Raw genomic sequence first — 14,960 nt, forward strand, 5'->3', positions numbered from 1 at the left:
TGCTCCGGGTCTTCGTCGGCTGCCGGTGTCTCGGCTGCTGCTGGGTCTGATGCATCGATCAGCTGCGGCGGCTTTCGGTGCGGCCGTGATTCCACGGTAGCGCCGGGCTGCGACATCGATTCGTGGCAGGCGGATCGCAGCGGTCTCCGGGCCGGGCGGTAGTCTTGCTGCATGCAGAACGAGGCGCTGTTCGACCTGCCGACCGCGGCCGATTCCTGGCATCTTGGCCGCCGGGTGGGCTTCGACCTGGAGACCACCTCACGGTTTCCGGCGGAGGCCCGGATCGTCTCCGCCGCCCTGGTGGCCTTTGATCCCGCCGATGCGGCCGGACCCCGGGTGCAGGAGTGGCTGGTGGATCCGGGTGTGGAGATCCCGGTGGAGACCACCGCCATTCACGGGATCTCTACTGAGCAGGCTCGTGCGGAGGGCCAGCCGGCCGCCGAGGCGGTGGGGCAGATTGTGGTGCAGCTGACCAAGGAGTTCGAGTCCGGCGCCGCGGTGGTGGTGATGAACGCTCCCTATGACCTGGCGGTGCTGCGCGCCGAGGCCGCTCGCTACGGAGTCGGGTTCCCGGATCCCAAACCGGTGATCGACCCCCTGGTGCTGGACAAGCAGCTGGATAAGTACCGCCGCGGCAAGCGCCGGCTGGGTGATCTGTGCAATGTCTACGGGGTGATGCTCAGCGAGGCGCATTCTGCGGCCCCGGACGCCCTGGCTGCGGTGGAGGTGGCCGACTGCTTGGCGGAAAAGTATCCCCAGCTGCAGGTTCCGGCCGAGCAGCTGCACGATCTTCAGGTGGGGTGGAAGGCTGAGCAGGCGGCTGACTTTCAGGCGTTCCTGCGCCGGACCAAGCCGGATGCGGTCATCGACGGCGCCTGGCCGCTGTAGGCTCCGCGCCGCCGGTGGGAGATAATCGGACTATGACCGCACCGCAGAATGACCCGCACGAGTCGGGCGAGCCCGACGGGCAGGGCCCCGAGTCCGGGTCTGACCGGCGATGCGATCGCGACCACGCCGCTGACGTTCCGCGCACCGCCCGCGGAGCGCTGCCCCCGGCGGTGATCATCATTGCGATCATCATCTTCGCCCTGGGCTTCTTCCTCTTCCGCCAGTGGCGGCGCCAGTATGTGGACTACGGTGTCGGCTCGGTCGGGGAGCTTCCTGCAGTGCTGGGCGTGCTGGGCCTCGGCTGAGACCCGCGCCGGGTAGTGCGGCCTGAGGTCAATCCGGTCTCAGGCGCTCCGGATGCCTGATGGCCTCTCTCATCGGGTCCGGTGTGAGCTCAGCTGGCGCGGATGCTAGGTGCTGGTGTAGAGGTTGACCATGGCTGAATCTGTCGAGTTTCCCAGCTCCTCCGGGCCGCTGCTGGCGGGCCTGATCGACCAGCCCCTCGGCGAGGTCCGTGGGTGGGGAGTCTTCGTCCACGGCTTTACGCTCGGTAAGGACAGCCCCGCCGCCTCGCGGATCTGCAAGCAGCTCGCCAGTGAGGGCATCGGCATGCTCCGCTTCGACGCCCTAGGTCTGCGTGACTCTGAAGGGGACTGGGGCGACGGGTCCTTCACCCGCAAGGTGGAGGACACCGTGCAGGCATGCCAGTTCATGGCTGAGCGAGGCACCCCGGCGGACCTCCTGGTGGGGCATTCCTGGGGTGGTGCTGCGGTGATCGCAGCGGCAGGCCGGGCTCCCGGTGTCCGCGCTGTGGTCAGCATCGGCGCGCCGGCCGATCCGAGCCACGTCGAGCATCACTACGATGCGGTCGCCGATCGCGCGGTGACCGATGGTGAAGCCCAGTGGCTCGTCGGCGGCCGGGCGCTGACTCTGAAGCGGGACTTCGTCGAGGATGTGCGCCGTGCCGACATCGACGACAAGATCCGTGCCTTATCGGTGCCGTTCATGGTGATGCACTCCCCCACCGACAACACCGTCAGCATCGAGAACGCCAGCACGCTCTTCTGGGCCACCAAGCACCCCCGCAGCTTTGTGGCCCTCGAAGGCTCCGACCACCTGCTCACCGCCGATAGGCAGGCAGCCCGAGCAGGCAAGATCATCAGCGCGTGGGCTGACCAGTACTTGGACTGATCTGCTGGGGTCTCAGACGCATGGCCGGGCTACGCCTCGGCAGCCGCGCGGGCCGCGGCCGGCAGGGCCGCCACAATGCGTTCCACTGCGGCGTCGTCGTGCGCGGCTGAGAGGAACCATGCCTCGAAGACGCTCGGGGGAAGATAGACCCCGGCCTGCAGCATCGCGTGGAAGAACGGCCCGTACCGGTAGGACTCCTGGCCCTGGGCCTGGGTGTAGTTGTGCACCCCGGTGGTGGAGGTGCCGAAGGCCACCGAGAACAGGGAGCCGACCTTCTGGATCGTGTGGTCGACCCCGGCGTCGTCCAATGCGGCGGCCAGCGCATCGGCCACCACCTGCGCATTCTGGTCGATCCGTGAGTACACCTCGGCAGTGGCGAGCTCCAGAGTGGCAACACCCGCGGCCATAGCCACCGGGTTCCCCGACAGCGTGCCGGCGTGGTACACCGGGCCGGTGGGTGCCAGATGCTCCATCACCTCTGCGCGGCCGGCCACCGCAGCGGTGGGCAGTCCTCCGCCGATGACCTTCCCGAAGGTGAACAGGTCCGGAGTCCAGCCCTCCTGGCGGCCTTCTGCGCCCCAATAGCCCGCCTCGGTGATGCGGAAGCCGGTCATCACCTCATCGAAGATCATCAGCGCCCCGTAGTCTGCGGTGAGCTTCCGGATGTGCTGGTTGAAGCCCGGCTCAGGGGGCACCACGCCCATATTGGCAGGGGTCGCCTCGGTGATCACGGCCGCGATCCGATCCCTGTGCTCGGCGAACACTGCGTCCAGCGCCGCGTAGTCGTTGTACTCGATCACGATCGTCTCCGACGCCTGGGCTTCGGTGACGCCGGCGGAGCCGGGCAGCCCCAGGGTGGCCACCCCGGAGCCGGCGGCGGCCAGCAGACCGTCGGAGTGACCGTGGTAGCAGCCGGCGAACTTCACCACCAGATTGCGGCCGGTGGCCCCGCGTGCCAGCCGGATGGCCGTCATCGTGGCTTCGGTTCCGGTGGAGACCATCCGGATCATCTCTGCCCCGGGCACCCGGGACCGGACCAGCTCAGCCAGCCGCGTCTCCGCTGGGTGTGAGGTGCCGAAGCCCAGTCCGGCGTCCACGGCGCGGTGCACCGCCTGGATCACCTCCGGGTGGCTGTGTCCCAGCAGCGCGGGTCCCCAGGAGCCCACCAGATCCACGTACTCTCTGCCCTCGGCATCGGTCAGATACGGTCCGGATCCCTTCACCATTGAGACCGGTGTCCCGCCCACCGAGCCGAAGGCCCGCACCGGGGAGTTCACGCCCCCGGGCATCAGGGCGCGGGCGGTGTCGAACAGTTCCTGGTTGGTGGTCACGGTGTGGTCCTTCGTCGGGGTACAGGGTCAGAGTCAGGCGTCCGGCAGGGTGCGGGCTCGGGTGAGACCTCAGCTGACCGGTGGGAAGCCGGAGTCGTCAGCCCGGTCCGCAGTGCGCGGGTACTCCGGCTGCTCCACGGAGGAGCGGTGCTGCACCGGCGGCTCGGGCGCTAGGTCCTCCCGGAGCCAGCGCGCCGCCTCGGCCGCATAGTAGGTGAGCACGGAGGTGGCCCCTGCGCGCCGGATGGCGGTGAGGGTCTCCAGCACCACCGCCCGCCGGTCCACCCATCCCTGGGCAGCGGCGGCTTCGATCATCGCGTACTCCCCGGAGACCTGATAGGCAGCCACCGGCACGTCAGCGATCTCGGCGACGTCGGAGAGGATGTCCAGGTAGGCGGTGGCCGGTTTGACCATCACCATGTCTGCGCCTTCGGCCAGGTCCAGCTCCACCTCTTTGACGGCCTCGGCCCGGTTGGGCGCGTCCATCTGGTACTGGCGGCGGTCGCCGGTGAGCTGGGAGTCCACGGCCTCCCGGAAGGGCCCGTAGAAGGCGGAGGCGTATTTGGCGGCGTAGGCGAGGATCGGCACCTGGTGGTGGCCCGCCTCGTCCAGGGCCTGCCGGATCACTGCGACTTGGCCGTCCATCATTCCGGAGGGGGCGACGACGTCGGCTCCGGAGGCTGCCTGGACCACCGCCATCTGCGCGTAGAGCTCCAGGGTGCGGTCGTTGTCGACCTCTCCGGCGTCGTCGAGCACGCCGCAGTGGCCGTGGTCGGTGAATTCGTCCAGGCAGAGGTCGCTCATCACCGGCAGCGACTGGCCCACAGTGTCCTTCACGGCGCGGATGCTGCGGTTGAGGATGCCCTCGGGGTCCAGCCCGGCCGAGCCGGTCGCGTCGCGCTGGGCGGGAATTCCGAAGAGCATCAGCCCGCCCAGGCCGAGGGCGGCGGCCTCCTCGGCGGCCTGCAGCAGGGTCTGCTCGGTGTGCTGCACCACTGACGGCATCGAGCTGATCGGGGCTGGCTCGGTGAGTCCTTCGCGGACGAAGACCGGCAGGATCAGGTCTGCGGGGTGGAGCCGGGTTTCGGCCACCAGCCGGCGCAGCGCGGGGGTGCGGCGCAGCCGGCGCGGCCGCTGGGCTGGGAAATGCGCCACGTCAACTCCTGGTCGGGTCGGAATCTCGGCCCCAGTCTACTGTTCCGCCGGCCGGCTGAGTCCGGCTCGGCTGTCAGTGAACGCCCAGCAGTTGGATGCCGCAGACACCGGCAGACAGCCGGCGCGCGGAGTCTCGGCGGCGCTGCGGCCCGGCGCGCTCCTGCGCATCACCGTCGGGCCCGCGTCACAGTCGGCTTCGCATCACAGACGGCTCAGCGCCTGCTGCACCCCAGCGGCGGTGGGCTGGCTGAGCACGGCGTCGGCGGGGCGGCCGAGTTGGGCGAGTGCGGCGGCTGTGGGTTTCCCGATGGCCAGCAGCACCAGCTCGGCAGGCAGCGGAAGCCGCAGCAGCGCATCGGCGGCGGAGGAGCTGGTGACCAGTACGACGTCGGCTTCGCGGAGATCCGCCGCGGTGAAGGACTTATGCGCCCCGGGACTCGAGGGCTCCCCTCCCGTCGGGTGCATCAGCCGCCTGTGGTGCCCCTCCGGCAGCCTGTCCAGCGCAGCGGTCTGGTAGGCGATGACGTGGTGCAGGTCCCAGCCGCGGCTGCGCAGGCCCTCGGCCAGTTCGGGCCGGGCTTGGGCCGACTGCGGCAGCAGCATGTGGTGCCCCGCCTGCGGCGCCGGCAGTTCGGCAAGTATTCCGGCGGCACTGTGGTCGGCGGGCATCCATGGCGACGGCGCAGGCGCCAGGTCTTTCAGGGCAGCGGCCGTTCCGGGTCCCACCACGCCCACATGTGTGGCGGCCGGGATTTCGCCGTTCCATCCTGCGGCCCGCAGGGCCCGGACCGTAGTGGCGCTGGTCAGCAGCAGCCAGTCATAGCACCCGGCCGCCAGCTCCTTCACCGCCCGCTCCAGGGGGGAGATGTCCTCGGGCAGCAGCTGGGCGGTGACCGGCAGATGCGCCACCTGAAATCCGCTGTCCCGCAGCGCGTGCTCCAGCGCACTGCCCTGGCCCGGATGGCGGGTCAGCACTATGCGCAGCGGCGGTTCCGGGGATGTCACCTTCCCAAGGGTACTCAGGCCGCAGCGGCAACCCGGCACTTCACCAGGATGCCTGTGATTCAGATCACTGCAGAATGGTGCCCCGCACCGCAGAACCCACAAAGGAGTGATGCCCGTGCAGGGCGTTCTTGCCTCATCCTGGTCCGACCGAGCATTTGAGGCCAGACGACTGACGAGCCTGATCCCGGTGGCCGCCACGGAGGCAGCAGCACTGCTGCTGGCGGCCGAGAAGGGGACTCACGACTCGCAGGACGACGACGGGCGGGAACACGAGAGCCGCCGGTGAGCTTCAGGTGCCCGCAGCCACCACGGGGCACATCACACCTCGGAAGGGGACGTGCGGCAGCCTCAGCTGTCGACGACGTGGGCCAGCAGGCCCTGATCCTCGGCCAGCAGGGTCTCGGCCACCTCCACCCCGAGCGCGGCAGCACGGTCGATGGCGGCTTCGCGGTCCGAACCCATCTCCAGGTGCACTTCTGTCCCGGCCCGCTGGGCATCCGAGCCGTCAGGGGCGCAGACCACAGTGTCCAGCAGCAGGCGCACGCCGCCGTCGGGCTCCTCTGCGCATCTGGCCAGCCCTCCGATGGGGGCCGCGCAGCCGGCATTGAGCCGGGCCAGCAGGGCGCGTTCTGCCGTGGTCTCCAGTCGGGTCTCCAGGTCATCGACCTGCGCCAGGCCGATGCCCATCGGCTGTGAGGCGGCAGCGTCCTCGCTGCGGACCTCGATGGCCACCGCGCCCTGTCCGGGAGCCGGGAGCATAACCTCAGGGTCCAGCAGTTCGCTGATGTGCTCTTCGAGCCCGAGTCTGGCCAGTCCGGCGCCGGCCAGCACCACCGCGTCCAGGTCACCCCGGGCGGCATCCGGCGCCTGACTGGAGGTCTCCGCGGCATCTTCACGGCCCCTGACCCGTGCCAGCCGGGTGCCCACATTGCCGCGGATGTCCACGATCTCCAGGTCTGGCCGGGCCGCCAGCAGCTGGGCGCCCCGCCGCGGCGAGCCGGTGCCCACCTTGGCGCCTTCGGGCAGCTCCTCGAGGGTGAGGTCATCGGTTGCGCAGAGCGCGTCGCGGACCTCGGCGCGGACCGGGATGGCGGCGATGCTCAGGCCCTCGAGGTCCTTGGCCGGCAGGTCCTTCAGCGAGTGGACGGCCATATCGCAGCGCTGATCGAACAGTGCCTGACGCAGCGCAGTGGCGAAGACGCCGGTGCCGCCGAGCTGACTGAGCGGCCCGGTGAGCACATCGCCTTCGGATTTGATGGTCACCAGCTCGAACTCCAGCCCGGCGGCTTCGGCCACTGCCTCGGCGGCAGCGGTGGTCTGGGTCAGCGCGAGCCTGCTGCCGCGGGTGCCTACTCGGATTCTCTCCATGGTGCTCACCCTCTCGGTCGGTTCGGCTGCGGGTCCGCAGTCGGGTCTGCGTACCGATCTCAGGCGTCCTGGTGCAGCGGAGTGCCCCAGCCGCCATCGCCGGTGAGGTCGGACCAGTCGCCCGGCACCGTCTGCTCACCTGAGGCCAGCGGCTGGTCCCCGGCGCCGGTGAGGTACTCACCCATAATGTCCACCAGCCCGGAGACGAACTGCGGATGCGTCCCGGTGGTGGGCGCCCGGTGGAAGGCCAGGCTGTGCTCTTCGGCGGTCTCCTTCGCCTCGGTGTCCAGGTCCCAGATGACCTCCATATGGTCGGAGACGAAGCCGAAGGGCATCACCACCACGCCCGCATAGCCGGCGGCAGCGTCCTCGGCCATCTGGTCGTTGATATCCGGCTCCAGCCAGGGGGTCGAGGGGCTGCCGGAGCGCGATTGGAAGACCACCTGGTAGTCCAGGCCGTCAGCCTCTGGGACTGCGCCCATCAGGTAGTCGGCCAGCGCCTGGTGCTGGGCGGTGTAGACATCGGTGCCGCAGAGCTCCCGGATCCGGGCAGGGCCCTGCCGTTCGGCCACTGCGGTGGGGATGGAGTGGGTGACGAACAGGATCTTGATGCGCCCCTCCGGGTTGCCGGCCTCGGCCAGCTGGGCGCGCACCTGGCGGATTCCGTGGGCCAGGAACTCTTCGTTCGGGCGGGTGAAGGCTTTGTCGTAGAAGAACTGCCGGATCTTGACCAGCTCGAGCTCACCGCGCAGTCCTGTCTCGTCCAGGGTGCGTTCGAAGTCTTCCAGGTACTGGTCATTGCTGGAGTACCCGGCGTAGGCGGAGGTGACCAGCACCAGGATGCGCCGGTGGCCGTCGGCGTGCATCTGGGTGAAGGCGTCGGCGAAGTAGGGGTCCCAGTTGCGGTTTCCCCAGTAGACCGGCAGGTCGATCTCGCGTCCGGCAAGCTCAGACTCCAGGGCGGCTTTGAGCTGCCGGTTCTGCTCGTTGATGGGGCTGACCCCGCCGTTGGCGCGGTAGTGGGTGGCGACCTCTTCCAGCCGCTCGTCCGGGATGCCTTTGCCGCGGGTGACGTTGCGCAGGAATGGGATCACGTCATCCTGGCCCTCGGGGCCTCCGAAGCTGGCCAGCAGCAGGGCGTCGAAGCGGCCGCGCTCTGCGTCCGTGGGCTGCTGGGCGTTGTACTCCTCCGGCATGGGGGCCGGCACAGTGGACTGTGTGGTCATATCAGGCAAGGACCTCAAGAATGTCGGCGGTTCGGGGCAGGCGGCGTCCGGTGTAGAACGGGGTTTCGTCCCGGACGTGATAGCGGGTCTCAGATTCGCGCAGGGCGCGCATCATGTCCACCAGGTCGGTCAGCTGCGGCGATTCCAGCGCCAGCAGCCATTCCCAGTCGTTGAGCGCGAAGGCGGAGGTGGTGTTGGCCAGCACGGAGGGGAACTGCTGGCCGAGCATGCCGTGTTCGCGCAGCATCTTTCCCCGCTTGGCCGGGTCCATCAGGTACCAGTCGTAGCTGCGATTGAAGGGGTAGACCACCAGCCAGTCTTCGGCCTCCACACCGCGGGTGAAGGCCGGCACGTGCGAGCGGGCAAACTCGGCGGTGCGGTGGACACCCATGGCGGAGAAGGCGATCTCGGTGGTGTTCAGCAGTGCGGTGCGGTGCAAGGTGCGCAGCCCGGCCTGGAGCTTCTCCGCCCGGTGGCCGGTGAGCCAGAGCATGATGTCTGCATCGGCCCGCATGCCGGAGACGTCATAGACCCCGCGCAGTTCGACGGCGTCGTCGTCGACCCCCAGTCCCCCGCCGCGCAGCGCGGTCACCGCGGTGTCGAACTCCTCGGCGGTGGTCTCGGCGTCGTTGAAGAAGTCGGTGACGGTGCGGGCGATCCGGTTGCCGCCGGCCAGCGGCAGACCTCCGGCGGGGTTGAACCGCTTGATGGAGGATCCGGCCCGGGAGAAGACGGTGAACAGGGTGTACCAGTCTTTGCCGGAGGCGTTGACCTCTTCGGGGGTGCGCTGCGGGTTGCGTCCGTAGCGCGGCCCGTCCGGCTTCCCGGCGGGCTGCTCCGGCCGGCTCTCGTGCTCGCTCACGGGGCTGCTCCTTGGTGGTGAGTGCTGGTGGTGTCTGCGCCGGTGGTGACCTGCGCTGCCCGCAGCCTGCCGGAGGGCTCCGGCGGGTCCGGGGCGTCACCGCTACTCTATCGCGAGCCCGCCAGCCTCTTCTACGCCGTGTAGAAAACTGGGTGGGTCTGAAGGCAGCACGGCACGACGACCACGCCGGCTCAGGTGCCTTTGTCATCCGGGGCCGGCGTGGGCTGACGGCGACGGCGGCTCAGCTGTTGTTCAGCAGCGCGGCCGCCGCCTGCCGGGCATCGGGAATGATCTGGGCGAAGCCGGTGCCGGCGAACCACGCGCCCGCGGCCGTGACCCGCATGCCGGCGGAGCTCTCCGCCTGCTGCAGGCGGCTGCGCAGGCTGCGCGCGGCGTCCATGCGCTGCCGGGCCGCGCCGGGCAGGCCGCGCTGCCAGCGGACCACGGCGGCGTCGAGTATCTCGCCGGGGGCGATCGGCACACCCATCAGGGCACCGATGTCCTGGCCGGCTGCCTCGAGCAGCTGCTCGTCGGTGGAGTGGGCACCCAGCCCGTGGGCCTGCCCGATGCGGCCGTAGGAGAGCCGCACCAGGTGATGGCTGTCCCCCAGCTCTGCGGTGAGCCGGTGGCGCACCCACTCCCATTTCGCTGAGATGTGGGTCAGCGCTTTGGCTCCTATGCCTTCCACTGTGGGGGCCACCAGCATGCCGGTGCCGCGCGGATGCTCATCCAGGGCTGGTGATCTGATCAGCAGCGTCACCAGGGCCACTCCCCCGCCGGGCTGCCGCTCCTCGGCGCTCTCGGCTGCTGTGCTCTCGGCGGCGGCATCGTTCTGCACCTGCCGGGACGTGCCGGGGCTGTCGGCTTCGGCTAGCAGCGGTGCTGCCAGCGCCTGCGCAGTGGGGGCATCCACGGCCAGCACTAGGTGGTCGGCCTCAAGCTGGTGGAGGTCGGTGACTGGGCTGCGCAGGTGAATATTCAAGCCCATCTGGTCCAGGTGGCGCCGCAGGGCGGTGATGAGCGTGTGCATGCCCCCGTGCAGCGAGGCTACGGCGGAGCCGGCCGGCGCCTGGGCTCGCAGCGAGGCCACCGCCCGGGCCAGTGAGCCGTGCTCCACCACGGCCGGCAGCAGCCGCGGGTGGGCTGTGGAGGCGGGCAGCTGGTCCGGGTCTGCGGAGTGCACTCCGGAGGTGATCGGTGCCACCAGCTTCTGCAGCACCTGCTCGCCCATGCGGCTGCGCACCAGCTCGCCCAGGCTGGGCGAGTCCTCAGCGGTGAGGCTCGGCGGTGCGGTGAGGTCCTCTGCGGCGCGGCGGGCAGCCTGCGGCCCCAGGATGCGCACCACATCCTCGGCCAGCGGGTCGGCGGGGATCCCCAGCAGGCCGGTCGCCGGCAGCGGAGCGGCCTGCTGGGGCAGCTGCAGCCACGCACCGGCCGGATTAGGGTGGACGATCGCGTCCGCCAGACCCAGTTCGGCGAGGAACTCGGGCACCGCTGGGCTGCGTGTGGCGAAGGCTTCGGCGCCGGCGTCGAGTGTCACCGGCCCGAGGTGCAGGGGCGCGACTGCTCCGCCGAGCCGGTCAGCGGCCTCATAGAGGTCCACCTGCGCTCCGGCGCGGGCCAGCTCCCAGGCTGCGGTCAGTCCTGCAATGCCGCCTCCCACGACGGCGGCGCGGATCAGCCGGCCTGCCGCCGGGCCGGCGCGGTGCCGGTTACAGGGCGGGGCGCTGTCCCCGGCACTGTTCCGGGCGCTGTCCCGAGCCTGGGTCACGCGCCCTCCGCAGCGGACGGCCCGGCTCCTGCCTGCCCGGTTCCCGCCCCACCGGCTCCTGGCTGCCCGGCTGCTGCCTCCGCCGCGGGCGCGGGGTCGATGGAGTGGATCAGCTCAACCACGCGGGTGAGCACCTGCGGGTCGGTCTCCGGGGGGACGCCGTGGCCGAGGTTGAGCACATGTCCGGCCGCCTGTGCGCCGTCGTCGATCACCTTCCGCACATGGCGTTCCAGCACCGGCCAGTCGGCGGTCAGGTAGGCCGGGTCGATATTGCCCTGCAGGGGGGTCTGCGGTCCCAGCCGGCGGGTGGCCTCCTGCAGGCTGAGCCGGTAGTCGATGCCGACCACATCTGCCCCGGCGGTGCGCATCAGGTCCAGGATCTCGCTGGTGCCGGTGCCGAAGTGCACCAGGGGGGCTCCGAGGCCGGCCACATGGTCCAGGGCGGCAGCCGAGTGCGGGAGCACATGGGCCTGGTAGTCCTCCCGCCCCAGGGAGCCGGCCCAGGAGTCGAACAGCTGGGCTGCGGAGGCGCCGGCCTGCAGCTGGGCGCGCATGAACGCCCCGGAGGCGCGTGCCGCCCAGCCGGCCAGCGCGTTCCAGGTCTCGGGGTCCGCGTGCATCATGGTCCGCGGCCCCAGGTGGTCCCGGGAGGGCCGACCTTCGACCATATAGGCCGCCAGGGTGAAGGGGGCTCCGGCGAAGCCGATCAGCGGAGTGGAGCCCAGCTGCTCCACAGTGCGCTGGACCGCCTCGGTGATCGGGGCGAACGCCACCTCGTCGATCTCCGGCAGCGCGGCGACGTCTGCGGCGGTGCGCACCGGCGAGCGGAGCACCGGGCCCACACCGGGCTGGATCTCCACCTCCACGCCGGCCAGGCGCAGCGGGATGACGATGTCGGAGAAGAAGATGGCGGCGTCCACGTCATGCCGGCGCACCGGCTGGCAGGTGATCTCTGCTGCCATCTCCGGGTTGAGGCAGGCATCGAGCATAGTGGTGCCCTCGCGCAGCCTGCGGTACTCCGGCAGGGAGCGCCCGGCCTGCCGCATGAACCAGACCGGGCGACGCCTTGGGGCGGCGGGTTCGCCCGAGGCGCTGCGTCCGCCCCGGTACTGGTTCAGCAGGGGCGCCTCGGCGGTCAAGCCGCTGACCAGAGGATGGTTCTGGGGCAGAGAGGGAGCCGTCGTCGTCATGGTCCCCTATTCTGCCAGTGATGAGCAGGCTGCCGCGGGCGGGTCCAGTCCTCCGCGCATCCACAGGTACGTCATAACTCGGACCGCAGCACAAGACGCCGTTCGACAACCTGTAGAATTGAGCCGCTGTGGTTCTCTTCTCGCTAGTCGCATCTCACTCCGACCTCGATCTGGAGACGGTCGGAACCCTCTCCTCAGGAGCGGCCGACGTCGCCGCTTCTGTCGATCTGCCTGCCGTGACGCTGGCGACCTGCAACCGCCTGGAGATCTACGCGGAGACCGCCTCCGACTCGCCCGAGGAGCTTGAGCGCGGCCGGCAGAAGCTGCTGGATGCGGTGGCCGAATCCAGCGAGCTGGACCGCGAAACTGTTGCCCGCTCCTTCCGCACTCTGGTGGAGGACGAAGCCGTCACCCATCTGTTCGAGGTCGGGGCCGGGCTGGACTCCGCAGTGATCGGCGAGCGCGAGATCGCCGGACAGGTGCGCCGCTCCCTGGCCGAGGCGCAGGCCGCCGGCACCACGTCCGGCAACCTCACCAAACTCTTCGAATCCGCTACGCGCACCGCCAAGGAAGTCGGCGCCAAGACTGCCCTGGGGTCCCGGGGCCGGTCGATCGTCTCTGTGGCGCTGGACATCGCCGGGGACATGCGCGGCGACGGCGCTGCGTTCTTCCGCGGCGCGAAGGTGGTGCTCATCGGCACCGGCGCCTATGCCGGGACCTCTCTGGCCCAGCTCAGTGAGCGCGGGGTTCCGGAGATCGCGGTGTTCTCCGGGTCCGGCCGGGCCGAGCAGTTCCTGGCTGAGCGGCAGCAGAGCGCAGCGGCGCACGGCAGCCGGGTGCGCGCACTGCGCATGGAGGAGCTCACCGAAGCCTTCAGCGAAGCCGACCTGATCATCGGATGCTCCGGCGGCAGCCGGCAGATCACCGCTGCGGAGATCGAGTCACTGGGCGGCCTCGCCGAGCGCAGCCAGCCGCTGACCATCATCGACTTAGCCCTCTCCCACGACTTCTCCCCCGAGGTCGCCGAACTCCCCGGGGTGGAGCTGATCACCCTGGAATCGGTGAAGGTCGCCGCCCCTGAGGAGACCTCCGCCTCCGTGGAGCAGGCCCGCGCAGTGGTGGGCGAGTCGGTCAAGCAGTACCTGGCCCAGCGGCGCGAACGCACCGCCGATGAGGCGATCGTGGCGCTGCGGCGTCATACCCAGCAGCTGCTGGATGCGGAGATGGAGAAGGTCCGCCGGCAGCACGGCTGCACTGCGGCGGCCGAAGAGGTGGAGTTCGCGGTGCGCCGGATCGTGCGGAAGCTGCTGCACACTCCCACGGTGCGAGCCCGCGAACTGGCCGCCGAAGGCCGCAGTGATGAGTACATCCGCGCCCTGGAGGTGCTCTACGGCATCGAGCTCTCCGACCGGGAAGAGTCCCGGCGGGAGGGGCCGCCGCGCCGCCGCCGTGCCGAGGAGTTCTCGGCCGCCGAGCTGGCTCAGATGGCCGCCTATCTGCAGCAGGTTCCCGACGGCGGCTTCTGCCGCCACCACCGTCCGGGAGAATTCAGCGTGGAGCGGCTGCCTCAGGTCAGCCAGCTGCGTCGGGCCAGCTGAGTCCTCCGCTCTCGGCTGAAGCCTCCGTGCCGAGCGCTTGACTTTCACGTCCGGGCCTCCGGCCCCCGGGCTGACACTGCCAGCGGCCTCACGCGGTGCACGCACCGGTGCGCCGCGGCCCCCGCGCAATCTCCAAGGGAGTGTCCAGCCGGCTTCTAGGTTGCGCTGACGTGGTGTTCCTGGCGTTGGGGGCGTTGGTCGAGCAGATCAATAGTCGACCCTTCGTAAGGAAGGTGATGATCATGCAGCTCGCCGCACTTCGTCCCATCTACCAGGCCCAGGGACCGGTGGCTACCGTGTACCTGCAGTCCCAGACGGCTGGCGCCAATGCCGAGCAGCAGGTCCGGCTGCGCTGGGATGCGCTGCGCACCCAGCTCACCGACGCCGGCGCCGACGAGCAGACCGTCTCCGCGCTGGATGACGCGGTGCTGGGAGCCGAGAACGTCGGCACCATCCGGACGGAGGGCCGCGTGCTGGTGGCGGGCCCCTCAGGCCTGCTGCTGGAGGAGGACTTTGATGCCACCGGCGCCGGGGGCGACCGGGCTGTGCTGGGAGAGACCGCGCAGCTGGGTGACTATCTGCGCCAGCGGCTTCGCTCGGTGCGGGCCCTGGTGGCGCTGGTGGACCAGGAGCGCGCCGCACTGCGCCGGCTGGTGCTCTCCTCCCAAGAGGTGCCCAGCACGGGCCCGGAATCCTCAGTGGAGGGCAGCGCGGTGGAGTCGGTGCACAAGCCCCGCGGCGGGGCGCTGAAGCATCGGAAGATCCAGGGCACCGCAGATGAGGCTGCCAAGCAGAATATCCGCGACGTCGTGGAGCACATCCGCAGGGCTGACGCGCGCTGGAACCCCGATGTGCTGGTGATCGCCGGAGAGGTGCAGGGCCGCAGTCTGCTCTATGAGCAGCTGCCCTCGGACCTGCAGCAGATCGCCCACCAGGTGGAGGCCGGCGGCGGAATCGCCGGCGATTCTGCCGATGAGGGCGCAGAGGAGTCGCTGGCCGAGGAGCTCAGCGGACTGGTGCGCCAGCTGACGGTGGACCGGGTGGCTGAGCTGACCGAACAGTTTGGTGACGCACGCGGCAACGGTCTGGCCCTCGAGGGCGCCGAGAACGTACGCCGGGCGCTGCAGCTTGGGGCGGTGGACACCCTGCTGCTGCGCTACGGCCAGTCCGCCGAGGACGATTCCCGCAGCGGCGGCGACCCCGATGACCCGCAGGACCCTGCCCACCACGTGGTGGAGGATCAGCTGCTGCGCGATGCCGCCGAAGTGGACGCCTCCGTGGCTCTGGTCGGAGCCGCGGTGAAGGAGAATGTGGCCGCCCTGCTGCGCTATGACGCGCCGGTGGACCAGATGGACTCCGCTCCCTGACAGGGCTG

General features: G+C 70.1%; 14 protein-coding genes. 6 read left to right on the top strand and 8 right to left on the bottom strand.

All coding sequences use genetic code 11. The features are described 5' to 3' along the window. Positions 1–171 precede the first annotated feature (171 nt). The 3 genes from Q1K09_RS07050 to Q1K09_RS07060 all read left to right on the top strand — a co-directional run bounded on the left by Q1K09_RS07050 (position 172) and on the right by Q1K09_RS07060 (position 2,079). Positions 172–888, top strand: coding sequence for a 3'-5' exonuclease (locus Q1K09_RS07050; RefSeq protein ID WP_300344235.1), 717 nt, complete (start codon positions 172–174; stop codon positions 886–888). 32 nt (positions 889–920) lie between these two features. Continuing rightward, positions 921–1,193: a hypothetical protein gene (locus tag Q1K09_RS07055; protein ID WP_300344236.1), complete on the top strand. Its 273-nt coding sequence runs from the start codon at positions 921–923 to the stop codon at positions 1,191–1,193. Between the two features lie 130 nt (positions 1,194–1,323). Beyond that, positions 1,324–2,079 carry an alpha/beta hydrolase gene (locus Q1K09_RS07060; protein WP_300344237.1) on the top strand — a complete coding sequence of 252 codons (756 nt, stop codon included), beginning with the start codon at positions 1,324–1,326 and terminating at the stop codon, positions 2,077–2,079. A 29-nt stretch (positions 2,080–2,108) separates the two neighbouring features. On the opposite strand, the gene hemL is transcribed toward Q1K09_RS07060, so the two are convergent. The 3 genes from hemL to Q1K09_RS07075 form a co-directional block, all read right to left on the bottom strand. Then, positions 2,109–3,410, bottom strand: a complete 1,302-nt coding sequence (hemL, locus tag Q1K09_RS07065) for a glutamate-1-semialdehyde 2,1-aminomutase (protein ID WP_300344238.1) — start codon at positions 3,408–3,410, stop codon at positions 2,109–2,111. A gap of 69 nt (positions 3,411–3,479) precedes the next feature. Further along, entirely contained in the window at positions 3,480–4,565 is a 1,086-nt protein-coding gene (gene hemB / locus Q1K09_RS07070; protein ID WP_300344239.1) for a porphobilinogen synthase, read from the bottom strand. 201 nt (positions 4,566–4,766) lie between these two features. After that, on the bottom strand, positions 4,767–5,570 hold the full coding sequence (locus Q1K09_RS07075; protein WP_300344241.1) for a uroporphyrinogen-III synthase: 804 nt from the start codon (positions 5,568–5,570) through the stop codon (positions 4,767–4,769). Positions 5,571–5,679: 109 nt separating this feature from the next. Between Q1K09_RS07075 and Q1K09_RS07080 the strand changes: the two genes are divergently transcribed. Continuing rightward, positions 5,680–5,856 carry a hypothetical protein gene (locus Q1K09_RS07080; RefSeq protein ID WP_300344242.1) on the top strand — a complete coding sequence of 59 codons (177 nt, stop codon included), beginning with the start codon at positions 5,680–5,682 and terminating at the stop codon, positions 5,854–5,856. Positions 5,857–5,918: 62 nt separating this feature from the next. On the opposite strand, the gene hemC is transcribed toward Q1K09_RS07080, so the two are convergent. From hemC to hemE, 5 genes are all read right to left on the bottom strand, one after another. Next, on the bottom strand, positions 5,919–6,938 hold the full coding sequence (hemC, locus tag Q1K09_RS07085) for a hydroxymethylbilane synthase (protein WP_300344243.1): 1,020 nt from the start codon (positions 6,936–6,938) through the stop codon (positions 5,919–5,921). 59 nt (positions 6,939–6,997) lie between these two features. Next, the gene (locus Q1K09_RS07090) at positions 6,998–8,164 is read right to left on the bottom strand and encodes a ferrochelatase (RefSeq protein WP_300344245.1); all 1,167 of its coding nucleotides are present in this window, start codon (positions 8,162–8,164) and stop codon (positions 6,998–7,000) included. Between the two features lies 1 nt (position 8,165). Continuing rightward, positions 8,166–9,026 (bottom strand): hydrogen peroxide-dependent heme synthase, encoded by an 861-nt coding sequence (gene hemQ / locus Q1K09_RS07095; protein WP_300344246.1) that lies wholly within the window; start codon positions 9,024–9,026, stop codon positions 8,166–8,168. Between the two features lie 241 nt (positions 9,027–9,267). Beyond that, complete coding sequence (gene hemG, locus Q1K09_RS07100) at positions 9,268–10,797, bottom strand: protoporphyrinogen oxidase (protein WP_300344247.1); 1,530 nt, start codon at positions 10,795–10,797, stop codon at positions 9,268–9,270. Next, on the bottom strand, positions 10,794–11,987 hold the full coding sequence (hemE, locus tag Q1K09_RS07105; RefSeq protein ID WP_300344248.1) for a uroporphyrinogen decarboxylase: 1,194 nt from the start codon (positions 11,985–11,987) through the stop codon (positions 10,794–10,796). The genes hemG and hemE overlap by 4 nt, the downstream gene beginning before the upstream one ends. A 128-nt stretch (positions 11,988–12,115) precedes the next feature. On the opposite strand from hemE, the gene Q1K09_RS07110 reads away from it, so the two are divergent. Beyond that, positions 12,116–13,585 (top strand): glutamyl-tRNA reductase, encoded by a 1,470-nt coding sequence (locus Q1K09_RS07110; RefSeq protein WP_300344249.1) that lies wholly within the window; start codon positions 12,116–12,118, stop codon positions 13,583–13,585. Between the two features lie 236 nt (positions 13,586–13,821). After that, entirely contained in the window at positions 13,822–14,952 is a 1,131-nt protein-coding gene (locus Q1K09_RS07115; RefSeq protein ID WP_300344250.1) for a hypothetical protein, read from the top strand. Positions 14,953–14,960 lie beyond the last annotated feature (8 nt).

It is taken from the genome of Nesterenkonia sp. (assembly GCF_029265375.1).
Classification (GTDB): Bacteria; Actinomycetota; Actinomycetes; order Actinomycetales; family Micrococcaceae; genus Nesterenkonia.